This is a genomic window from Massilia sp. Root133 (assembly GCF_001426525.1).
GTDB lineage: Bacteria > Pseudomonadota > Gammaproteobacteria > Burkholderiales > Burkholderiaceae_D > Telluria > Telluria orientalis.
Genome location: NZ_LMEW01000034.1, coordinates 313,365 through 335,871, shown reverse-complemented (window position 1 = coordinate 335,871; position 22,507 = coordinate 313,365). Strand labels below are relative to the sequence as shown.

The 22,507-nt window shown below is 67.3% G+C and carries 17 protein-coding genes; 4 read left to right on the top strand and 13 right to left on the bottom strand.

What is annotated here, in order from left to right:
• Nucleotides 1-91 precede the first annotated feature (91 nt).
• The 8 genes from ASD28_RS25965 to ASD28_RS32545 form a co-directional block, all read right to left on the bottom strand.
• Nucleotides 92-1,435 (bottom strand): erythromycin esterase family protein, encoded by a 1,344-nt coding sequence (locus tag ASD28_RS25965; protein WP_056135510.1) that lies wholly within the window; start codon nt 1,433-1,435, stop codon nt 92-94.
• 7 nt (nt 1,436-1,442) lie between these two features.
• Entirely contained in the window at nt 1,443-2,621 is a 1,179-nt protein-coding gene (locus tag ASD28_RS25960; RefSeq protein ID WP_056135507.1) for an SRPBCC family protein, read from the bottom strand.
• The gene (locus tag ASD28_RS25955) at nt 2,593-3,312 is read right to left on the bottom strand and encodes a phosphoribosyltransferase (protein WP_082577431.1); all 720 of its coding nucleotides are present in this window, start codon (nt 3,310-3,312) and stop codon (nt 2,593-2,595) included. The genes ASD28_RS25960 and ASD28_RS25955 overlap by 29 nt, the downstream gene beginning before the upstream one ends.
• Before the next feature lie 114 nt (nt 3,313-3,426).
• On the bottom strand, nt 3,427-3,894 hold the full coding sequence (locus ASD28_RS25950) for an Hsp20/alpha crystallin family protein (protein WP_082577399.1): 468 nt from the start codon (nt 3,892-3,894) through the stop codon (nt 3,427-3,429).
• 215 nt (nt 3,895-4,109) lie between these two features.
• Nucleotides 4,110-4,952, bottom strand: a complete 843-nt coding sequence (gene fghA / locus ASD28_RS25945) for an S-formylglutathione hydrolase (RefSeq protein WP_056135501.1) — start codon at nt 4,950-4,952, stop codon at nt 4,110-4,112.
• A gap of 74 nt (nt 4,953-5,026) precedes the next feature.
• Complete coding sequence (locus ASD28_RS25940) at nt 5,027-5,674, bottom strand: chromate transporter (RefSeq protein ID WP_056135498.1); 648 nt, start codon at nt 5,672-5,674, stop codon at nt 5,027-5,029.
• Nucleotides 5,671-6,276: a chromate transporter gene (locus tag ASD28_RS25935; protein ID WP_056135496.1), complete on the bottom strand. Its 606-nt coding sequence runs from the start codon at nt 6,274-6,276 to the stop codon at nt 5,671-5,673. Before ASD28_RS25935 ends, ASD28_RS25940 begins: the two co-directional genes overlap by 4 nt.
• A gap of 50 nt (nt 6,277-6,326) precedes the next feature.
• Nucleotides 6,327-6,503 (bottom strand): hypothetical protein, encoded by a 177-nt coding sequence (locus ASD28_RS32545; protein ID WP_181158672.1) that lies wholly within the window; start codon nt 6,501-6,503, stop codon nt 6,327-6,329.
• Between the two features lie 200 nt (nt 6,504-6,703).
• Between ASD28_RS32545 and ASD28_RS25930 the strand changes: the two genes are divergently transcribed.
• Together ASD28_RS25930 and ASD28_RS25925 are read left to right on the top strand one after the other, a co-directional pair.
• Nucleotides 6,704-6,922, top strand: coding sequence for a hypothetical protein (locus ASD28_RS25930; RefSeq protein ID WP_056135495.1), 219 nt, complete (start codon nt 6,704-6,706; stop codon nt 6,920-6,922).
• Between the two features lie 368 nt (nt 6,923-7,290).
• Nucleotides 7,291-9,390, top strand: coding sequence for an ATP-dependent helicase (locus ASD28_RS25925; RefSeq protein ID WP_056135492.1), 2,100 nt, complete (start codon nt 7,291-7,293; stop codon nt 9,388-9,390).
• A 337-nt stretch (nt 9,391-9,727) separates the two neighbouring features.
• On the opposite strand, the gene ASD28_RS25920 is transcribed toward ASD28_RS25925, so the two are convergent.
• Together ASD28_RS25920 and ASD28_RS25915 are read right to left on the bottom strand one after the other, a co-directional pair.
• Entirely contained in the window at nt 9,728-10,543 is an 816-nt protein-coding gene (locus ASD28_RS25920) for a Sir2 family NAD-dependent protein deacetylase (RefSeq protein WP_056135489.1), read from the bottom strand.
• Nucleotides 10,540-11,166 (bottom strand): phosphohydrolase, encoded by a 627-nt coding sequence (locus ASD28_RS25915; RefSeq protein WP_229412163.1) that lies wholly within the window; start codon nt 11,164-11,166, stop codon nt 10,540-10,542. Before ASD28_RS25915 ends, ASD28_RS25920 begins: the two co-directional genes overlap by 4 nt.
• Nucleotides 11,167-11,332: 166 nt before the next feature.
• On the opposite strand from ASD28_RS25915, the gene glpD reads away from it, so the two are divergent.
• On the top strand, nt 11,333-12,880 hold the full coding sequence (gene glpD, locus ASD28_RS25910; protein WP_056135479.1) for a glycerol-3-phosphate dehydrogenase: 1,548 nt from the start codon (nt 11,333-11,335) through the stop codon (nt 12,878-12,880).
• A 9-nt stretch (nt 12,881-12,889) separates the two neighbouring features.
• On the opposite strand, the gene ASD28_RS25905 is transcribed toward glpD, so the two are convergent.
• The gene (locus tag ASD28_RS25905) at nt 12,890-15,580 is read right to left on the bottom strand and encodes a M1 family metallopeptidase (RefSeq protein ID WP_056135477.1); all 2,691 of its coding nucleotides are present in this window, start codon (nt 15,578-15,580) and stop codon (nt 12,890-12,892) included.
• 159 nt (nt 15,581-15,739) lie between these two features.
• On the opposite strand from ASD28_RS25905, the gene ASD28_RS25900 reads away from it, so the two are divergent.
• A complete protein-coding gene (locus tag ASD28_RS25900; protein WP_056135475.1) occupies nt 15,740-16,363 on the top strand; it encodes a glutathione S-transferase family protein in 624 nt (207 codons plus the stop codon).
• Nucleotides 16,364-16,473: 110 nt separating this feature from the next.
• Here ASD28_RS25900 and ASD28_RS25895 read toward each other — a convergent pair whose 3' ends face one another.
• Nucleotides 16,474-17,328, bottom strand: coding sequence for a protein-glutamate O-methyltransferase CheR (locus ASD28_RS25895; protein WP_056135473.1), 855 nt, complete (start codon nt 17,326-17,328; stop codon nt 16,474-16,476).
• A complete protein-coding gene (locus tag ASD28_RS25890) occupies nt 17,328-22,241 on the bottom strand; it encodes a response regulator (RefSeq protein WP_056135471.1) in 4,914 nt (1,637 codons plus the stop codon). Before ASD28_RS25890 ends, ASD28_RS25895 begins: the two co-directional genes overlap by 1 nt.
• Nucleotides 22,242-22,507 lie beyond the last annotated feature (266 nt).

Here is a 22,507-nt window from a genome sequence, read left to right as displayed (position 1 = left end):
CTTGCACCTTTGTTCATTTTACAAGTCTGTACAGGGTTGCAATCTCGCCAATTTTCACATTTCCCGACTTTTCAGACACCTCGGTCGCGTTTCAAATACCGGTAGGATAGGTTTCCGGCGGTTCCTCCGCATGCCAGCCGCCGCCCTGATCGAGCGGATGCACGGCCGTCGTGTGGTCGATGTGGATCACGGCATCGAACTGGGGCGCCATGCGGGCAGCGAAATAATGGCTGTGGCGCTCCGTGCGCGGCAGGTAGATGACGCCGATGGCCCGTTCCAGCCGCCGTTCCTCCATCGTGGCGCGTACGTCCTGGTCGATTCCATCGCGCAGGGGCAGCAGGAAGCGGGGGATGCCGGTCTCGTGCAGCAACGCCTCATAGCTGCCCGGCATACCCGGCCGGACGCGCTTGTGCTCGGCCGGCGCATCCCATTCCGAGGCGGCCGTGACAAAGCCGTCGTACGTGGAAAACCCGATCAGCCGGGCCTGCCCATCGTATTCCTTGCGCGCCAGTTCGCCGACGTTCCACTCGCCCATTTCTCCCATTTCCGTCGCGCGCGCGTCGCCGATGTGGGAATTGTGTTCCCAGACGACGATCCTGGATGGCTCGCCATCCTTCGACAGATGGTGGGCGAGCGCAGCCAGCGTCTCCGCCATGTGGCTGTCGCGTAAATTCCATGACGACACGCGGCCCCGAAACATGGTCCGATAATATTCCTCGGCATTCTTGACGAGGCGCGCGTTCTGCTCGGCGTAGAAAAACGCTTCCTCGTCGCCGTCCCGGTACATGTAGTCGGCGGCCCGTTGCTGTAGCTGGCGCAACTGCTCGAGGACGCCTTGTTCGCACGACGCGGACAGGTCCAGGCTCGCCGTATAGCCGTAGTGCTGGGTGTCCTCGTGGTAATGGTCGAAGCAGGCGTAACGCTCGCGCGCCTGGCGTGCCGCGTTCGGGTCGACCTGGTCGAGGTAGCGCAGCACTTCCTCCATCGACGTGAACAGGCTGTACAGGTCGAGGCCGTAGAAGCCGACCCGTGGTCCGGCCGTTTTCTCGTTATGGTGCCGCAGCCATTGGACGAACGCGGCGACGTCCGTGTTGCGCCACATCCAGTTCGGAAAGCGCTGGAAGCCGGACAGGGCTTCGTCGGCATTGCGGTCATCGCCGCGGCCGCGCACATAGCGGTTGACGCGGTAGGCGTCCGGCCAGTCCGCCTCGACGGCCACGGCGTGGAAACCCTTGTCCTCGATCAGGCGCTGGGTGATGCGCGCCCGTTCCTCGTAGAACTCGTGGGTGCCGTGCGTCGCTTCGCCCAGCAGCACGAAACGGGCATCGCCCACGAGGTCGAGCAGGGCGTCGTAGTCGCGGTCGCCGCCCGTCAAAGGACGCGCGGCGTTGCGCAGCGCCGAGATGGTGTGCTGCGGGGTCTGCGGCGTCGCCATGACCACCTCAGTGCAGCCAGCGGCTGCTGGTGCGCGGACGCGCGGCATCGCGCGGCACGGCGCCCCGTTCGATGAACGCCTTCATGCGCGCGAGGTCGTCGTCCATCTGCGACTTCGGATCGGACCCGAGCAGGGTCGCGAGACCGTGGCCGACGACGCCCGCCGGCGGCGTGTACGACATGTGCACGGTGACGCGGGTGCCGCCGCGATGCGGCTCGAACTCGATGGAGCCGCTCTGCGGGATGTCGGCGCCCGCTTCGCTGCGCCACGCCAGGCGGTGCGGCCGGGTCTGCTCGGTGAGCACGGCATTCCATTCGAACTCGCTGCCGCCGGGGCCGCGCACGACCCAGTGCGAGCGGCCGCGGCCGAGGTCGCGCACCTCGACGACGTGGGACATGAAGTGCGGGAAGTTCTCGTAATGGGTCCACAGGTCGTAGACGTCTTCAGGCGCGGCGTCGATATGGATCGCCTTGCTGAAGTCGATGGTCTGGTCCATGCCGATGCCGCGGCCGCGCAGCATGCCCAGCAGCGGCTGGTTGGTGGCGCCCCTGGCCAGCAGCGCGGCGCCGGCCAGGCCCAGCATCCATGCCAGCGGCGAACGCCGGCTCAGCGCATACAGGGCCAGCAGGCCGCCGCCGGCCAGGGCGGAATTGCGCGCGGTGGGTGTCCATTCGCCGCCCGGGCCCGCCTGCAGGGTATCGCGCACACGGGTGCGGACGTCATGCGCCATGGCGCGGGCCTTGTCCATGCCGTTGCCGACTGCATGTCCGTCCCCGTCGGCCGCACTGCCCAGCGCATGCCGCGCCTTGTCCATGCCGCCGCCGACGGCGTCGCCTGCCTTGGCCAGTGCGTCCTTCGCCCTGTCGATGCCGGCGTCGAACGCTTCGCTCGCCGCGTGCCCCATGCGCTCCAGCGCCGAGCCCGACCTGGCTCCGGCACCGTCTGCCATGCCGGCCGCGCGGTCGCGCAGCTCGTCGCCGGCGGCGCCGATGCGTTCGCCCGCGCCGCGCCAGACGTTGCCCAGCGCGCTGGACGTGCGCGCGCCCGCATTGCGCACGGCCGCGGCCGATTGCGCGCGCCGCGCCCCGCCGCGGTCCGGGTCGAGCATGTACATCAGCAGCGCGCCGGCAGCGGCACCGCCGATCCACTTCGCGATTTCATAGCCTGTGTCCGTCGTGTTTTTCATGATTGGCTCCTCCGGTTGGTCTGGCCCTGGCCGCCGCCTCGTCATGCCAGGCGGTGGCCAGCAAATCCTGCACTTCCTCGTCGCTGGTCTGTTCGAAGGCGCCGTACCACTGGCCGACGGCGCGGAAGTGGGGCGGGGTCGACAGGCAGACGAGTTCGTCGACGCGTGCCTCGAGCGCGGCCGCCGTGTCGGGCGGCGCGACGGGGATTGCCAGCACCAGCTCGCGCGGACCCAGCCGGCGCGCCACTTCGATGGCGGCCAGCATCGTGGAACCCGTGGCGACGCCGTCGTCGACGAGGATCGCGCTGCGTCCGGCGAGGTCGAGCGGCGGCCGGCCGCCGCGGTAGGCGCGCTCGCGCCGCTGCAGTTCGGCCAGCTCGCGCGCCGTCACCGCTTCCACGTCCTGCGCGGTGACGCCCATCAGGCCGGGCACGCCGGGCTGGAGCACGCGGACGCCGCCGCTGCCCACGGCGCCCATTGCGAATTCCTCGTGGCGTGGCATGCCGAGCTTGCGCACGAGCAGGACGTCGAGCGCGATGCCGAGCCGCTGTGCGACGGCGAACCCGACCGGGACGCCGCCGCGCGGGAGTGCCAGCACGATGGCGTCCGGATGCCGGGTATAGGCGGCGAGCCGCTGCGCCAGCAGCCGGCCCGCTTCGGTGCGATTCTTGAAATGACGGATGTCGGCCATGATGCGCACGCTTTCAGAGTCCTTCCCTGATCTCGAACCGGGCACGGCGTGAGCGCGGTCGCGGGCGGCCCGCAGGCCGTCCGCTCGCGAGCCGCGCCGTGCGGCTCATCGACCCTACTGGATCGTCAGCTGGCGCGCCGTGCCGCCCTGTTTCTTGGGCAGCGAGAGCATCAGGACGCCGTCCTCGAGCCGCGCCTGCGCGCTGGCATCGTCGACTTCGGAGGGCAGCGTGAAGCTGCGCTGGTACTTGCGCGTCGAGCGCTCAGAATACACCACCTGTTCACCCTGGCGCTGTTCGTTTGCCTGCTGGCACTCGCCCTCGATGGTGATGCGCTGGCCGTCGATCGAGACGTGCACGTCCTCCTTCTTGACGCCCGGCAGCTCGGCCTTCACCTCGAAGGTCTTGTCCGTCTCGCTGACGTCCAGGCGCGGCATGCCGACGTCCTCGCCGGCCCAGCGCCCCTGGGCGAGCGGCGCGAAGAAGTCCTGGAACATGTTCTCGACCATGCGTCCGAACTGGTCTTCCATGGCGCCGGGACGGAATGTGGAAAGCGGCGTCGTGCCTCTTCTGATCAGGTTCATGATAGACCTCCCTTTCAAGAATGATGTCCCGCGGCGCGCAGGGCGCCGCAACACCATTTATAGGGCGGTCGAATCGGGTTTGCAAGCGTCGTCTCGTACCGTGCGCGGGGGCCGGGTCGGACCTTTGAGGCAGGACAGCAGGCGAACGAAAGCGGGGAATTCTTGCGCAACCGCCCCGGTCAACGACAGTGTGTGGACCGGGGCGGATGCGGGCGTCAGCCGAGGTTGCGCCGGTGGAAGCGCAAGTGGTCCTCGACGAAGGTGGAGATGAAGTAATAGCCGTGGTCGTAACCGGGGTGGCGGCGCAGTTCGAGCGGCTGGCCGACGGCGCGGCAGGCTTCCTCGAACGCCTCCGGGTACAGCTGTTCGGCCAGGAACTTGTCGCCCAGGCCCTGGTCGATCAGGATCCCCTTGGGGAAGGGCGGGGCGTCGGCGCAGGCCATCAGCTCGGTCGCATCGTAGACGCGCCACGCGTCGCGATCGGTGCCGAGATAGCCGCCGAACGCCTTTTCGCCCCACGGGCAGCGGGACGGCGCGGCGATGGGGGCGAAGGCCGACACGGAGCGGAACAGGTCGGGGTTGCGCAGCGCCAGCATCAGCGCGCCGTGGCCGCCCATGGAGTGGCCGAAGATACCCACGCGCGCCGGATCGGCCGGCAAGGTGGCGAGCACCAGCGCGCGCAGTTCGAGGATGTGGCTGTACATGCGGTAGTGGGTCGACCACGGTTCGCGGGTGGCATCCACATAGAAACCGGCGCCGGCGCCGAAGTCCCAGCTGTCGGTCTCGCCCGGCACGCCGGCGCCGCGCGGGCTCGTGTCGGGCGCGACCAGGATCAGGCCTTCCTGCGCCGCCACGCGCTGGGCGCCGGCCTTGATCATGAAGGTCTCTTCGGTGCACGTCAGGCCGGCGAGGTAGAACAGGACGGGCAGGCGCTTGCCGTGCGCGCCGGGAGGGAGGTACACGGAAAAACGCATCGGCAGGCCGATGGCGGCGGAATCGTATTTATAGAAGCGCTGGACGCCGTCGAAACAAACGTGTTCGCTGAGGAGTTCGGGCATGGCTCGGTCCATCGGATGGTTGGCTGATCGAAAGCGCAAGTATGCCCGGTCCGCAGGCGGGCCGCTACTGCGCTTCAGATCAGCCCGAGCGCCCCCAGCACGGCGCCGGCCGCGAGCAGCCACAGCAGATGGATGCGCGTGCGCCAGATGATCAGGCCGCTGACGATCGCGGCGAGCCACAGGGGCCAGTTCGCCAGGACGGCGGACGCGATCGGGGCAGCTGCGCCGGCACCGGCACTGACACTGGCGCCGGCACTGACACCGGCGCCGGCGGAACTGGCCATGATCCAGGCGGTGGACAGCAGCAGCGCGATCACGATGGGCGCCATGCCCTGCTTGAAGGCCCGGACGGCGCGCAGGTCGCGGTTGCGGTGGCCCCAGCGGGCGGCCGTGTAGGTGATGATGGTGGACGGCGTCATGATGCCGACCATCGTCACGAGCACGCCGAACAGAGCGGCCGCCGTGCTGCCGGCGTTCATGCCGACGTACCACCCCATCAGGGCGACGAACAGGACGTTCGGCCCCGGGGCGGCTTGCGCCAGCGCGATGGACTGGTTGAACTGTTCCTGGGTCAGCCAGTGGTGCTGCTCGACGAGGAAGCGGTGCATCTCGGACGACGTCGAGATGGCCCCGCCGACCGACATCAGCGACATCTGGAGGAAGTGGCCGAGCAAGTCGAGCCAGTCGGCCCAGTCCAGCGTGAGGTGCAGGGGCGCCGTCATGTTGCGAGCCGGCGGTACGTGAGGACGCAGCCCAGGCCGCCGAGGCCGAACAGCACCCAGGGGAGCGGACATTTGAGGAACGCGACGAGGATGAAGCCGGCCGCCGCGATGGCCAGGCACCAGGACAGGGGCATCGGGCTTTTCTTCAGCGCGCTGGCCAGGCGCAGGCCGGCCGCGCCGATCAGGCCGGCACAGACGGCGGCCATGCCGTGCAGTGCGCCGGCGACGACAGGGTTGTCGGCGAAGCGGTCGTGCAGCACGGCCAGCCCGATGACGAGGATCAGGGGCACGGTCAGCAAGCCGGCCAGTGCGGCGAGCGCGCCGGCGACGCCGAAATGGCGGCCGCCGATCATCAGCGACAGGTTGACGACGTTCGGTCCGGGCATGATCTGGGCGACGGCCCAGTCTTCGATGAATTCTTCCTGGGTCAGCCAGCGCTTGCGGTCGACGATTTCACGCTGGACGATGGCCAGCACGCCGCCGAACCCCTGCAGGGCCAGCAAGGTGAAGGAAATGAACAGGTCGGCGAGGGAGCGGGGGCGGTTGGCGCTTGCGGACGGTGCGGACGTGCCGGACGGCGGGGAGCTGGGCGGGGCATTCATGCACCGATTATCGCGCCGCGCCCGGCATCCTGTCCATGTGGGGGGGGCTGTCAGCCGCCGCCGATGCCCCGCATCACGCGTCCCGTGCCTTCGCATTCGGGACAGGTCTTGCCGTCGGCCAGCTTGCCGCTGCCGCCGCAGGTTTCGCACAGGTCTTCGCCGGCGCCTGGCGTGCCGGGTTCGGCTTCGTCGCCGGGTTTCAGGTCGGGATCGGGCATTGCGCTCATGGAGTCCTCGTGGTGGTTGGATCGACGAGGCCATTCTAGGCGCAGCGAAAACGGCGCGGCGCGCGCATGCGGCGGGGGTTTGTCATGAGGAATTCACAAACGGATGCCACATTGGATAAAAATTAATCTTGACTTTGGCCAAAGGTGGGAAATACTCGTTAGGCAGCAATCCCTTCAATCCATCAAAGTCAGGAACTGCGATGAACCAAGACACCCTCGAGCTCGAAGACGGTCAGTTGTCCGTCCCTTACCAGCGGCGCGATACCGACCAGAAGGATATCGTCGACCTGGGTATTGCGCTCCAGCAGCGCAGCAATACGATGTCGGCCGTGGAATACCTGCGTTCGCAGAACGTCGGCAACGACGTCATCGAACGCGTGCTGACGGAGCCGGGGCGCAGGCGCTCCTGGTGCAGGTAAGGGTGCGATGAGCGACAAGCTCGACAGTTGTGCACAATCTTGCTCGACTGCATGTTGCTTATTTTTTCGATTCGTGCGTCACTTGTCCTGGTAACTCATTGATTTTGTGAAGGTTGAGTTTTGCCCACACAACGGGCAAATTGTTGAAACCCGCATTCCTGCTTGGTTTTGGCATGTCAAGAGGGTGTTTTTCCACAACCTTATACACAGTTTTTGTGGATATCTGATCAAGCCTTGTTGAAGAGGCAAGCGAGGCGGGCAGGGGCCGTGAGCGTCCGCGCCCGTTGACGCTGGTTTGCGACATTGCTATCTGCGCTTGCATAAAGATACTGGACAAATGTACAGTTGAGCATCTATCCTCAACCGCCATGTCCGTCGCCACCGCCACCCCCGTTTCCCGGCCCGCCGCACCCGCCGATCCGTTCGCCGGCCTGAATCCCGAGCAGCGCGCCGCCGTCGAGCACGACGTGGGCGCGCGGATGGTCCGGCCGCTGCTGGTGGTCGCGGGCGCCGGCTCGGGCAAGACGAATACGCTGGCGCACCGGGTCGCGAAGCTGATCCTGGCCGGGAGCGATCCGCAACGCATCCTGCTGCTGACGTTTTCGCGCCGCGCGGCCAACGAGATGGGCCAGCGCGCCGCCGGCGTGCTGCAGCGCGTGCTGGGCACGTCGACCGCGGTGGGCAGCCTGCCCTGGGCCGGCACGTTCCACAGCATCGGCGCCCGCCTGCTGCGCGAGTACGCGGGCCGGATCGGGCTGGAAGCCTCGTTCACGATCCACGACCGCGCCGATTCCGAAGACTTGATGGGCCTCGTGCGCCAAGACGTGGGCCTGGGCGCCTCCACTGGCCAGAAACGCTTTCCGCTGAAGGGCACGTGCCTCGCGATCTACTCGCGCGTCGTCAATGCCCGCGAGCCGCTGGCCGACGTGCTGCAGTCGACGTTCCCGTGGTGCAGCGAATGGGAAGAACAGCTCAAGCGCCTGTTCGGCGCCTACGTCGACGCCAAGCAGGAACAGAACGTCCTCGACTACGACGACCTGCTGCTGTTCTGGGCCGAGATGGCGTCCGATCCGGAACTCGGTCCGGAACTGGGCGCGCTGTTCGACCATGTGCTCGTCGACGAATACCAGGACACGAACCGCCTGCAGGCCGCGATCCTGCAAGGCATGAAGCCGGACGGGCGGGGCGTGATGGTCGTCGGCGACGATGCGCAATCCATTTATTCGTTCCGCGGCGCGACGGTGCGCAACATCCTCGACTTCCCGAAGCAGTTCGGCGAGCACACGCGCCTGATCACGCTGGACCGCAACTACCGCTCGACGCAGCCCATCCTCGACGCGTCGAACGCCGTCATCGCCGCCGCGCTGGAGCGCCACGCGAAGACCTTGTGGACCGATAAGGTCGCCACCGGCAAGCCGCAGCTCGTGCTGATCCCGGACGAGGCCGAGCAGGCGCGCTGGGTGTGCAACCGTGTGCTGGAACAGCGCGAGGCGGGCATCAAGCTGACACAGCAGGCCGTGCTGTTCCGCGCCGCCAGCCATAGCGCGGCGCTGGAGTTGGAACTCGTGCGGCGCAACATCCCGTTCGTGAAATTCGGCGGCCTCAAATTCCTGGAAGCGGCGCATATCAAGGACGTGCTCGCCATGCTGCGCTTCGCCCAGAATCCGGCGGGCCGCGTGGCCGGCTTCCGCGTCGTGCAACTGATTCCCGGAATCGGCCCGGCGACGGCGGCCCGCCTGCTCGATGCGGTGGCCGAGGCGCTCGACCCCGTTGCGGCCGTCGACGCGTTTCCCGCGCCTCCACGCGCGCAAGGGGAGTGGGAGCAATTTACCGCGCTGTTCCGCACCCTGCGCACGACGGGCCTGCGCTGGCCGCTGGAAATCGAGCTCGTCCGCGACTGGTATCTGCCGCACCTCGAGCGCCTGCATGACGACGCACCGGTCCGCGCGGCCGACCTCGACCAGCTGGTGGCGCTGGCCGGCGGCTATGGCTCGCGCGAAAACTTCCTCACCGAACTGACGCTCGACCCGCCGGAAGCGACGAGCGACCGCGCGGGCCCGCCGCTGCTGGACGAGGATTATCTGATCCTGTCGACGATCCACTCGTCCAAAGGGCAGGAGTGGAAGGCCGTGCACGTGCTGAACGTCGTCGACGGGTGCATCCCGTCCGACATGGCGACCGGCAGTGCCGAGGACATCGAGGAAGAGCGGCGCCTGCTCTACGTGGCCATGACGCGCGCCAAGGAACACCTGCACCTCATCGTCCCGAACCGTTTCTTCATCAAGCAGCAGGCGCAGATGGGCGACCGCCACGTCTATGCGCAGCGCACGCGCTTCGTCACGCCCGTCATGCTCAAGCACTTCGAGGAATGCGTCTGGACGAATGCCGAAACGTTGCAGGTGCGCAAGCCCATGCCGGACAGCGTGCGGATGATGGTGCGCGAACGCGCCCGCAACGCCTGGAAATGAAAATAACGGCAAGATGACGGCAAAAGTGGGCAGAATCGGAACACTGTGACAAAGTTATCCACGCTGGGTCGATTTTGTAGGAATTTGCCGCATTTCCAGTGCTTGCTTAAAACACGAGCAACAGTAAGTCTTTGATTTCATTGGTTTTTGATTTTGCCCGTTCAATGGGCAGTTTGTTGAAACCCGCATCAATACTGGGCTTCCGGCTTGTCAAGAGGCGCTTGTCCACACAGTTATCCACATTTCTTGTGGATATTAAAATTAATCCCGTCGAATCAATGCCTTAGGTCGCGGACTTGATGCCGCATCGAGCATTTTCGTGTCGATAAGGATCAAGTCAACCGAGCGATGCACGGAGCGCCGCCAAGGCGTCCAGCGCACCCAGCGGCACCCCGACACCCCGGCCGGTACGTACGTCGGGCTCGCGCGGATTGATGCGGACGAGCGGCGCACCCTGCGCTTCGCACATGCGCCGCACGGAGGGCACGTCCGTGCCGGCCCCCAGTTCGATGACGACGAGGTTCGACACCTGCGCGCGCCAGCGCTCGAGTCGGGCGTACTGCGCTTCCGTGCGGGCGTCCAGCCAGCGGCCGTCGCCGAACATCAGGATGTTGGGCCGCGCCAGCGCACCGCAGCGTGGACAGCGCGGCAGCGGCGGCGTCATCAGGCAGGTCGTGGGATCGATGCGGGGATCGACGCCATCGGCAGGCCAGATCGCATCGCTGCACGGGCGCGTGCATTGCAGGTGATGAATGGAACCGTGGCATTCGACGAGGCGGTCGTCGCCAAAACCGGCGCGCTGGAACTGCCCGTCGACGTTGCTGGTGAAAACGAAGGCGCCGTGCTCCAGGCGCGCACCGAGGTCGCGCAGGATCGCGAAGCCCGCATGCGGGACCGTGGCGCGGTACAGGGCGAGGCGGTGGCCGTAGAAGCCCCAGGCCAGTTCCGGGTTCGCGTCGAAGCTGTGCGGATTGGCGATCTCGACGAAGCGGATGCCCAGCGCGGCCAGCGGTGGATAGGCGCGCCAGAAGCCGTGGTCGCCGCGAAAGTCGGGCAGGCCGGAATCGACGCCAATGCCGGCGCCGGCGCCGATCAGGAGACCGTCGGCAGCGCGCAGCAGCGCGGCGGCCCGGGAAAGTTCGGCGGCGCTCACGCGCCGTCTCCTTCGTCTATGCGGCGCTGCAAATGCTCCAGTGCATCCAGGAAGCGTTCGGCGGCGAGGCCAGGCGGCCACGGTTCCCACGGCGCGCAGTCATACACGTCGACCAGCGGATCGTGCGCCAGCACGGCGGACCGGATCTTCAACGTCGTGCGCACTTCCTGCGCCGACCAGCCCGCCACGTGCACGGCTTCGCTGGCGGCGGCCAGGCGGTCGGCGCGTTTGTGGAGCTGGTGCTCGGCCGGCGTCCACGCGGGCAGGCGGTAGCGCAGAAACACGGCTTGTTCCAGCCGCCGCGTGAGGGCGCGAAAGCCCTCGCCGAGGAATGGCTTGATCGGCGCGACGGCGTCGAAGCCGAGCAGGCCTTCCTCCGCGTCGTGCAACAGTTCGCGCAGTTCGACGACGGGGGCGAGCGGCGCCAGCGACGCCGCGCGCCGCAGCAGCATCACGGCGATCGAATGCTGGGCCACGGACAGCGGCAGCGGCCACGCGGAGTGCCCGCCCCAGCGGTAGGTGCGCGCGAGGCCGAGGGCGAGGTCGCTGTCGTCCCAGTCGAACGGTGTCGGATTCAGCAGGTCGAGACGCTTGCCGGATGGCATGCGGACCCAGGCGCGCATGTCGGGCGCCATGTCAGCAGTGGTATGAAACGGTGGGCATGGACCGATTCTACACGGCCGCGCCGGCCGACCCCGGCCGGATTGACATGGCCGAACACAGGGCCCCGTTCGCGGTGTAGAGTAGGCTGCGGCCGGGCGGGGGCCCGGCAATCCGGAGTGCGGCTTCATGGGTGAACACGGCAAACGAATCGAGTGCGACGTCCTCGTCGTGGGCGGCGGCATCAACGGCGCCGGCATCGCGCGCGACGCGGCCGGGCGCGGCCTGCGCGTCGTGCTGTGTGAAAAGGACGACCTCGCGCAGCACACGTCGTCCGCGTCGAGCAAGCTGATCCACGGCGGCCTGCGCTATCTGGAGCAATACCATTTCGGGCTCGTGCGCAAGGCACTGGCGGAGCGCGAAGTGTTGCTCAAGAGCGCGCCGCACATCATCCGCCCGCTGCGTTTCCTGATGCCCCATGCGCCGGGGCAGCGTCCCGCCTGGATGATCCGCGCCGGCCTGTTCCTGTACGACCACCTGGCCCGGCGCGACTTCCTGCCGGCGTCAGGCACGGTCGCGTTGCGTAACCATCCGGCCGGCGCCGCGCTGCAGCGCCGCTTCACGCAGGCGTTCGCGTATTCGGATGCGTGGGTCGACGACGCGCGCCTCGTCGTGCTGGCGGCGCTCGATGCGCGCGAACGGGGCGCGACGATCCTCACGCGCGCGCGCTGCGCACGGGTGCGGCGCGATGCCAAGCGGTGGGAGGCCGACCTGGAGGGTGCGGACGGCACCGTCCACGTGCACGCGCGCTGCCTCGTCAACGCGGCCGGGCCGTGGGCGGGCAGCTTCCTGCAGGCGACGGGTGCCGGCCCGGCGCGTCCGCTGCGGCTCGTGAAGGGCAGTCACATCGTCGTGCCGCGCCTGTTCGACGGCGACCAGGCGTTCCTGCTGCAGCAGCCGGACGGCCGCATCGTGTTCGCGCTGCCGTACGAGGGCGCGTTCACCCTGGTCGGCACGACCGACGTCGACTGCGACGCGCAGGACGTCGACCGCATCGCCATCAGCCCCGCCGAGACGGCGTACCTGTGCGACGCCGTGAACCGCTGCTTCGAGCGGCGCATCGGGCCGGACGACGTGGTGTGGAGTTATGCGGGCGTGCGGCCGCTGATCGCGGACGATGGCGGCAGCGCGTCGTCCGTCAGCCGCGACTACCGCTTCGAGCACGACACGGCCGGCGGCGCGCCGCTGCTGTCCGTGTTCGGCGGGAAGGTGACGACGTTCCGCAAGCTGGCGGAACAGGCCGTCGACTGGATCGGGCCCGTGCTGGGCCGCCAGGTGCCGGCGTGGACGGCGCATGCCTGCCTGCCGGGCGGCGACCTGTATGGCAAGGAGCCGGTCGCGCGCGCGGTGCTCGAGTACGACGCGTGGGTGCGCACGCGCCGCCAGCAGTTCGCCTGGCTGCCCGACGGCCTGCTGGCACGCTATGCCCGCAGCTACGGTACGCGCCTGGCCACGCTGCTGGCGCATTGCCGCGCGCGTGCCGACCTGGGCGAGGAAATCGTGGCCGGCCTGTACGAGGTCGAGGCGGACTACCTCGTGCGCCAGGAATGGGCGACGGCGGCCGACGACATCCTGTGGCGCCGCACGAAGCTGGGCCTGCACGTGGCGCCGGGCGCGGCCCAGCGCCTCGATGCGTGGCTGACGGCGCGGCGCCGCAGCACGGTCGCCGCGCAATAGAGCGCTTTTTTACTGCGCGTTCTGCGCCAGCCAGGCGTCGATCTCGGGCAGGCGCGCCGCGTTCACCTGGATGCGGTCCTTGATGGCCGCGCTGGCCGCCTCGACGTCGCCGCGCGAGCTCGGTGCCAGGTTCGCCTGTGCGTACGCGCCCAGCTTGTCGACCATCGCCGGATCCGACGATCCCGTCGCAAGGCGCGCCAGGTAGCGGCTGCGCGAGCTCGCGTCCACGCGTTCGTTGATCTGCGCGAGGTGGGCGATCGCGAAGTCGAACGCCATGTCCGGATAACGCAGCGCCACTTCCGAGATCATCGCGGCGCTGATCGTGAGGCCCGGTTCGTCCGTCAGCGCGAGCTGCAGCGCGCGCATGGCGAGGGCGCGGTCTTCGGTCGCGGCCAGCAGGGTGTAGCGCTGGTCGCGCACGAGCGGCGTCGTCTCGTTGCGCGCGGCCAGGTGCAACTGGTCCCACGTGGCGGCGTCCGCGTGCTGGGCGACGACGCCCATCACGGTCTTGCGCAGCGGTCCCGGCACGGCGCTGGCGTCCGTCGCCAGCGCGGCGTAGCGGCGGCGCGCTTCGGCGATGACGTTGGCGTCGCCGAGATTGCTCAGCACATTGACCAGTTCTTCGCGCAGGTTGGCGACGGACGACGCCTCGCCCGGCCGCGCAGCCCAGCCGACCTGCGCCATCAGCGGCGCCAGGCGCGCGATCGCGAACGTGTCGAAACGCTTCTGGCGGGTCGCGTCGCCGCCGCGGGCCTGTTCGCGATAGCGGTTGTGGACGCCGTCGAGCAGCACTGCGATGCGCGTCCACACGGCCGGATCGGCGCCGGCCGGCGTCGCCTTCACGAGGTCCAGCACGTCGGACGCGGGCTGCAGGCCGGCCAGGCCCAGGGCGCTGCTGTCGGCCAGCAGGCCGATCTGGTCGATGGGCGCCAGGCTGGCGAAGCGCGTGGCCAGTTGGGCGAAATCGGCCGAGGCGTACAGGGTGCGGTAATAGCCGCTCTGGCCCGCGTTGACGATGACGGCGCCGCAGCCGGGGATCGTGATCGTGCCCTTGCCGCCCGTGACGAGCGTGCTCGCCTGGTTCTTGCTGCCGGCGATCTGCGCGATCACGGGCACGCGCCAGGCCAGCGGCGCCTTGCCGGCGCGGTCGCGCGTGAATTCGGCCTGGGTCAGCGCTACCGTGGTCGCATTGTTCCGGCACGCCGGCTCGCCCACCTTGATCAGCGGGACGCCCGGCTGCAAGGTGAAATCGTGGGCGATCGCGGTGACGGGCTTGCCGGCCGCCTTCTCGATCTGCTTCCACAAATCGTCCGACACCGTGTTGCCGTACGCGTGCGCCTGCATGTACGCGCGCACGCCGTTGCGCCACGCGTTCGCGCCCACATAGGCTTCCAGCATGCGGATGACGGATTCGCCTTTCGAATACGTGATCTCGTCGAAGGCCTGGTTGGCCTGTTCGACCGTCTCCACGTGCTGCACGACGGGGTGCGTGCCGGCGATGGCGTCGCGCCGCATCGCGCTTTCGCGCACGCCGACGGCGCCCAGGTGCGTGTTCCATTCCGGATGCAGGCGCGCGGTCGTGCGGCTCTCCATCCACGACGCGAAGCCTTCGTTGAGCCACAGGTCGTCCCACCAGCGCATCGTCACGAGGTCGCCGAACCACTGGTGCGCCATCTCGTGCGCGGCGGTGGCGAAGATCTCTTCGCGGTCGTGCTGCGTGGCGATCGCGGGGTCGAGCAGCAGCGCGTATTCGAACGTGAAGATCGCGCCCCAGTTTTCCATCGCGCTGAAGAACTGGCTGCGGCCCGCGCCGGCCACGTTGTCCAGCTTCGGCAGCGGGTAGCGCACGCCGAAGTAATCGTTGTATTCGCGCAGGATGGCCTGCGAGGCATCGAGCGCGAACTTCGCCTGCGGCAGCGCGCCGCGGCGCGTGACGACGCCGACTTCCGTGCCGTGTACCTTCGCGGCGGCGCGTTCGAAGTCGCCGAGCGCGAAGAACAGCAGGTAGGTCGACATCTTCGGCGTGGTCGCGAAACTCACGCGCTTGCGGCCGTCCGGCAGGGTTTCCGTTTTCGTCGCCGGCATGTTACTGACCGCCATCTGCGCGGCCGGTACGACGACGTCCAGCGCGAAGCTCGCCTTGTACGCGGGCTCGTCCCAGGACGGGATCATGCGGCGCGCGTCCGAGTTCTCGAACTGCGTGTACAGCGCGCGCTGCCGCTTGCCGTCCGCGCCGGGATAGTCCAGCGAGAACAGGCCGACCGCCTGCGTGCCGATCACGCCCGTGTAGTCCATCGCCAGGCGGTACATGCCCGGTGCGATGGGCTGGGCGAACGTGAACGTGGCGGTCTGCGCATCGTTGTCGACGGCGACCGAGGCGTCGCGTTCGGCGCCGCCGGCCGCCGGGGCCAGCGTCACTTTCGAGAATTTCAGCTCGGCCGCGTTCAGCGTGATCGTGCTGGTGGCCTTGGCCACGTTGATCGTGACGACGGCGTGGGCGCCGAACGAGGCGGTCGCGGCGTCCGGCGTCAGCGCGATCTGGTAATGCGTCGGGACGACGCCGCGCGGCAGTTGCGTGGTGGTGTCGGCGTTCGCCGTCGCGCTTGCGCGGGTAGGCGCGGCGCTGACGTGAAAGGGCGCAGTCGCCAGAGCAAGGGTAAAAGCTGGGGCGACGGCGGCGGAAAGCAGCTTGCGGTGCATGGAAATCCTATCGTGTATGTATGTCGGACCCGCGCGTGATGTCGGATGGACGCGCGCGGCCAATCCGGCAATCTACGGCCAACCTGCGCGCGCTGTCAAATGAGCAAAAGGAGAGGATGCGCTATGATCGGCGTCGACCAACGACCGAGGAGACGCTGGATGAAACTGTACACGAGCACCCGCGCGCCGAACCCGCGCCGCGTCCTGATGTTCATGGCCGAGAAGGGCATCGCGGACATCACCACCGTGCAGATCGACCTGGGCAAGGCCGAGCACCGCAGCGAGGCGTTTGCCCAGCTCAATCCGATGGCGCAGGTGCCCGTGCTGGAACTGCCCGACGGCCGCACCTTGGCCGAGACGCGCGCCATCTGTACGTACCTGGAGGGGATGTATCCGAACCCGAACCTGATGGGCGAGGACTTCGAGGAGCGCGCGTTCATCGAGATGATGGACCGCCGCTGCGAGCTGCAGCTGTTCCTGCGCATCGCCAACTGCGTGCGCCACACCCATCCGGGCCTCGCGCCGCTGGAACAGCCGCAGTTTCCCGACTTCGGCGCGGCGCAGGGCGCCAGGGTGCGCGAGACGGCGCGCTGGCTCGACGGCGTGCTGGCGGACCGCGATTTCCTGGCGGGCGAGCGCTTCACGATCGCCGACATCACGGGGTTCTGCGCGCTGGAGTTTGCGCGCGGGTTGATGAAGTTCAGGCCGTCGGACGAGGGTCTGACGAATTTGCAGGCGTGGCGGGACAGGATTGCCGAGCGTCCGAGCGCGCAGGTGACGTAACCGGTACAGCAAGCATCGTCGTCCCTGCGAAGGCGGGGACCCAATCTTGCATGCGTAGCGATGGCGCGTGCGACTTGGGCCCCTGCCTTCGCAGGGGCGACGTTCAAATGCTATCCTACCCGCTTGTACCAGGGCCGATCCCCCTCGATCGCCTGGTACCTCCCCGCATACGCATCCGACACGGCCAGCGGCCGGTCCAGGCACAGCACGCCGAAGCGCGCCAGGCTGTCGTGGAACAGCCGCAGCACGCGCTGGCGCAGCACGGGGCCAAAGTCCGACAGCGCGCCGCAGCACAGGATCGCCTGGAATTCGTTGAACGACGCATCCGTCACGAGGCTGTACTGCGACCACGTGATGCGCCGGCGCAGCTGCGGCTGCAGGCGCGCCTGGCCGTCGCGCACTTCGAAGTACGTCGACAGCGCGGCATGGCCGCCACTCGCGGCGTAGCGGGTCTGCGCGGCGTCCAGCGCGGCCACGGGCAGCCACGCGTCCTGCATCTCGGCCACGAGTTCCTCGTTGGCGAGCGTCGCGTGGATGTCCAGCTTGCCCAGCACGCCTTCTTCCGCCAGCACGATGGCCAGGCCCCACGCTTCGCCGACGCCCGCGCATTCCGCCAGCCAGACGCGGGGCAGTGGCCACGCGCGCAGCGACGGCGCCAGCACCGTGCGCAGGCGCTGCGTGTGGCCCGTGTTCTCGAACAGGTCGACGGGCTGCGGCGCCAGCATGCGCAGCAGCGCGGACGCCGCGGCCGGGGCGTGCAATACCTTTTCCTGCAGGCCGGACAAGGTGGCGGCGCCATGACCGCGCATGGCGTCGCCCAGCCGCCGGCGCAGGTACGCCCGGTCGTAGCCGCGGAACTCGTGGCCGTAGCGCTGGAACAGTGCCTCCAGCAGCAGCTCCGTTTCCAGCTCCTCGACCGCCAGCCCGGCCGCGAGGCCGGTCCAGGTATTTGTCGCAGACACCATCAGTGCAACCACACCCGCATCATCGACAAAAGCTGGGCGACGTCGACCGGCTTGGTGATGTAGTCGGACGCGCCGGCGGCGATGCACTTGTCGCGGTCACCCTTCATCGCCTTCGCGGTCAGCGTGATGATCGGCAGCGACTTGAACTTCGGGATGCGGCGGATGGCGCGCATCGTGTCGTAGCCGTCCATCTCCGGCATCATGATGTCCATGAGGACGATCTCGATGGCCGGGTCCTTTTCCAGCACATCGATGCCGTCGCGGCCGTTCTCGGCGAACAGCACCTGCATCTGCTGGCGCTCCAGCAGCGACGACAGCGCGAAGATGTTGCGCAGGTCATCGTCGACGATGAGGACCTTGCGGCCCGCGAGGCCGCCGTCCGCCGCGTGGATCTCTTCCAGCATGCGGCGCTGCGTCTCCGGCAGGCTGGCCTGCGAGCGGTGCAGGAACAGCGCAGTCTCGTCGAGCAGGCGTTCGGGCGAGCGCGCATCCTTGACGACGATGGTCTTGGCGTAGCGCTTCAGCTTCGTGACCTCCTTGCGCGACAGTTCCTGCGCCGTGTAGATCACGATCGGCAGGTCGCGCAACGCCTGCTGCTTGCCGATCTGGTCGAGCAGGTCGAAGCCGGAGATGTCGGGCAGCGTGAGGTCCAGCACCATGCAATCGAAGTGCTGCTGCGCCAGCGCTTCCAGCGCGGCCTTGCCGTCTTCCGCCGTCACGATGCGCACGTCGGAATCGCCGATCAGGCCGACGATCGATTCGCGCTGCGCCATGTCGTCCTCGACGACGAGCAGCGAACGCTTGCCGCCCATCAGGAATTTCTGGATGCGCTTGAATTCTTCCTGCAGCATCTCGCGGCTCACGGGCTTGTTGATGTACGAGATCGCGCCCTGGCGCAGCGCGCGCTCGCGCTCGCGCAGCGACGACATCACGTGCACCGGGATGTGGCGCGTGCTCGGGTCGCGTTTCAGGCGGTCGAGCACCGTGAAGCCGTCGATGTCCGGCAGGTCGATGTCGAGCAGGATCGCGGACGGCAGGTAGTCGCGCGCCAGCGACAGCGCGGAATCGCCGCGGTGCGTGACGATGCCCTTGAAGTTCTTTTCGCGCGCGAATTCGAGCAGCGTCTTGGCGAAGCGCTCGTCGTCCTCGACGATCAGCACGGACGGGTCGCCCGGCACGATCAGGCCGCGGTCGTCGAGCATGGCCGCGTATTCGACCAGGCTGGCCGACGGGTCGGGCAGGGCGACGCTGGTCACCGCTTCGGGTTCCGCTTCGAGCAGCATCGTCGGCGCCGGCAGGGCCGACGGTTGCGGCTGCGGCGGCGCGAGGCGCGCCGGTTGCGGCTGGCGGGTCTGCTCGTAGTTGATGAAGCCCGCGCGGTTGTACGGCAGGTACAGCGTGAACGTGGAACCGATGTTGACTGTGGATTCGACTCTGATTTCGCCGCCGAGCAAGCGCGCCAGTTCACGCGAGATCGACAGGCCCAGGCCCGTGCCGCCGTACTTGCGGGCGGTGGAGCCGTCGGCCTGCTGGAATGCTTCGAAGATCAGCTGCAGCTTGTCGGCCGGGATGCCGACGCCCGTATCGCGCACGGAGAACGCCAGCACGGCGTCCGCATGCAGCAGGTGCGGGTGGTCGGCCGTCCAGCCGCTCGTCACGAGGCTGATCGTCAGCGACACGTTGCCGTGGCTGGTGAACTTGAACGCGTTCGACAGCAGGTTTTTCAGGACCTGCTGCAGGCGCGTCGTGTCGGTCATGACGGCAGTCGGCAGGTTCTCCGCCAGCTCCACCGAGAAGCCGAGGTGCTTCGCCTCGGCCATGTGGCGGAACGTGCGGTCCACGTAGTTGCGCAGGTTCGAGAAGCGGTATTCCGACACGTCCAGCGTGACGGTGCCCGACTCGATCTTCGACAGGTCGAGAATGTCGTTAATGAGGGTCAGCAGGTCGGAGCCGGAGCCGTGGATCGTCTTCGCGAACTCCACCTGCTTGGACGACAGGTTGCCCTCCGGGTTGTCGGACAGCTGCTGCGCGAGGATCAACAGCGAGTTCAAGGGCGTGCGCAGCTCGTGCGACATATTGGCCAGGAACTCGGATTTATATTTCGACGACAGCGCCAGCTGCGTGGCCTTTTCTTCCAGCGCCAGCTTCGCCTGTTCCACTTCGCGGTTCTTGCGTTCCACCTCGATGTTCTGCTCGGACAGCAGGCGCGCCTTTTCCGCCAGCTCCTGGTTCGTCTGCTGCAGTTCCTGCGCCAGCGACTGCGACTGGGTCAGCAGCGATTCCGTCCGGCTGTTCGCCTCGATGGTGTTCAGCACGACGCCGATCGATTCCATCAGCTGGTCGAGGAAGGAGAGGTGGGTCTCCGTGAAGCGGTCCAGCGACGCGATCTCGATGACGGCCTTGACCTGTTGTTCGAACAGGATCGGCAGCACGACGATGTTGGTCGGCGGCGCGGAACCGAGACCGGACGACACGACGATGTAGTCGCGCGGGACGTCCGTCAGCCAGATGCGGGTCTTCTCCAGCGCGCACTGGCCCACGAGGCCCTCGCCCGGCAGGAACGACGTCGGCAGTTTCCTGCTCGAACGGTAGCCGTACGACGCGATCATGCGCAGGCGCGCATCGGCTTCCTGCGAATCCATCATGTAGAACACGCCGTGGTGCGCGGAGACCAGCGGTGCCAGTTCGGACAGGATCAGCTTCGTCACGGCCTGCAGGTCGCGCTGGCCCTGCAGCAGTCGCGTGAAGCGCGCCAGGTTGGTCTTCAGCCAGTCCTGCTGTGCGTTCTTCTGCGTCGTCTCCTTCAGGTTGCGGATCATCTCGTTGATGTTGTCCTTCAGGTAGGACACCTCGCCGCGCGCTTCCACCTGGATGGAACGCGACAAGTCGCCGCGCGTCACCGCCGTCGCCACTTCACCGATCGCGCGCATCTGGTTCGTCAGGTTGGCCGCGAGCTGGTTGACGTTCTCCGTCAAGTCCTTCCACGTGCCCGCGACACCGGACACGTTCGCCTGGCCGCCCAGCTTGCCCTCGGTACCCACCTCGCGCGCGACGCGGGTCACCTCGGACGCGAACGACGACAGCTGGTCCACCATCACGTTGATGGTGTCCTTCAGTTCGAGAATCTCGCCCTTCACGTCCACGGTGATCTTCTTCGACAGGTCGCCGCGCGCCACGGCGGTGGTCACCGCCGCGATGTTACGCACCTGGCCCGTCAGGTTCGACGCCATGAAGTTCACGTTGTCGGTGAGGTCTTTCCAGGTACCGCCGACGCCCGGCACGTACGCCTGGCCGCCCAGCTTGCCCTCGGTACCCACCTCGCGCGCCACGCGGGTCACCTCGGAAGCGAACGAGGACAGCTGGTCCACCATCACGTTGATGGTGTTCTTCAGTTCCAGGATCTCGCCCTTCACGTCCACCGTGATCTTCTTCGACAGGTCGCCGTTCGCCACGGCGGTGGTCACGTCGGCGATGTTACGCACCTGCGCCGTCAGGTTGCCCGCCATCGAGTTCACGCCGTCCGTCAGGTCCTTCCACGTACCCGCGACACCCGGCACGTTCGCCTGGCCGCCCAGCTTGCCCTCCGTACCCACTTCGCGGGCCACGCGCGTCACTTCGGACGCGAAGGAGTTCAGCTGGTCCACCATGACGTTGATGGTGTTCTTCAGTTCGAGAATCTCGCCCTTCACGTCCACCGTGATCTTCTTCGACAAGTCGCCGTTCGCCACGGCGGTGGTCACGTCCGCGATGTTGCGCACCTGGCCCGTGAGGTTGCCTGCCATCGAGTTCACGGAGTCCGTCAAGTCCTTCCACGTGCCCGCGACGCCTTTCACCATTGCCTGGCCGCCGAGCTTACCTTCCGTACCGACCTCCCTTGCGACGCGGGTCACCTCCGATGCGAACGAGGACAGCTGGTCCACCATCACGTTGATGGTGTTCTTCAGCTCGAGGATCTCGCCTTTCACGTCCACGGTAATCTTTTTACCGAGGTCGCCGTTCGCCACCGCGGTCGTCACGGCCGCGATGTTACGCACCTGGCCCGTGAGGTTGGACGCCATGAAGTTCACGTTGTCGGTCAAGTCCTTCCACGTGCCCGCGACGCCGGGCACGTACGCCTGGCCACCGAGCTTGCCTTCCGTACCGACCTCCCGCGCCACGCGGGTCACCTCGGAAGCGAAGGAGCGCAGCTGGTCCACCATCACGTTGATGGTGTCCTTCAGCTGCAGGATCTCGCCGCGCACGTCCACCGTGATCTTCTTCGACAAGTCGCCGTTCGCCACCGCGGTGGTCACCTCCGCGATGTTACGCACCTGCGACGTGAGGTTGCCCGCCATCGAGTTCACGGAGTCCGTCAAGTCCTTCCACGTGCCTGCGACGCCGGGGACGTAGGCCTGGCCGCCCAGCTTGCCCTCGGTACCGACCTCCCGCGCCACGCGCGTCACCTCGGACGAGAACGACGACAGCTGTTCCACCATCGTGTTCGCGGTGGTCGCCGCGCGCAGGTACTGGCCCTTCAGCGGGTGGCCGTCCACTTCCAGCGCCATCGTCTGCGACAAATCGCCCTTCGCGACGGCGCCGATGACGCGCGCCATTTCCGTCGTCGGGCGCACGAGGTCGTCGATCAGCGTGTTGACCGAGCTGATGATGGTGGACCAGCCGCCGACGACGCCGGGCACGGAGGCGCGCTGCGTCAGATGGCCTTCACGGCCCACCACGCGCGACACTTCGGTGACCGCCTCGACCATTTTTTCCTTGGTCTCGATGATGTCGTTCAAGGTATCGGCGATCTTGCCGGACACGCCGGTCCAGTCGGACGGCATGCGTACCGAGAAGTCGCCTTTTTTCAGCGCCATCAGCGTGGACAGCAGCAGCTTGACATCGAGCTGTTCAGCCATGTCGGTCATGTTATTCATTGACTAAAGATCCTCGAAGAGAAAGCGGAAGGGGGCTGGCGCATGGTTTTCAGGCAGCGCGCATTGTTAAATGCTAAGGAAACGCAACGATACACCCGTGTTCGGTCGAGTCAAGCATGCATATGGCCAGGCCGACAGGATTGTTTCAAATCCACCATAAACTTGCATTTTTGAAATTTTAAATGGACAATTCGCGCGAGGATATTCGAAAATCGTAAAGACTGGCGCACGATTCGATGGCGGACGATGTTCAACATGTATCGGAA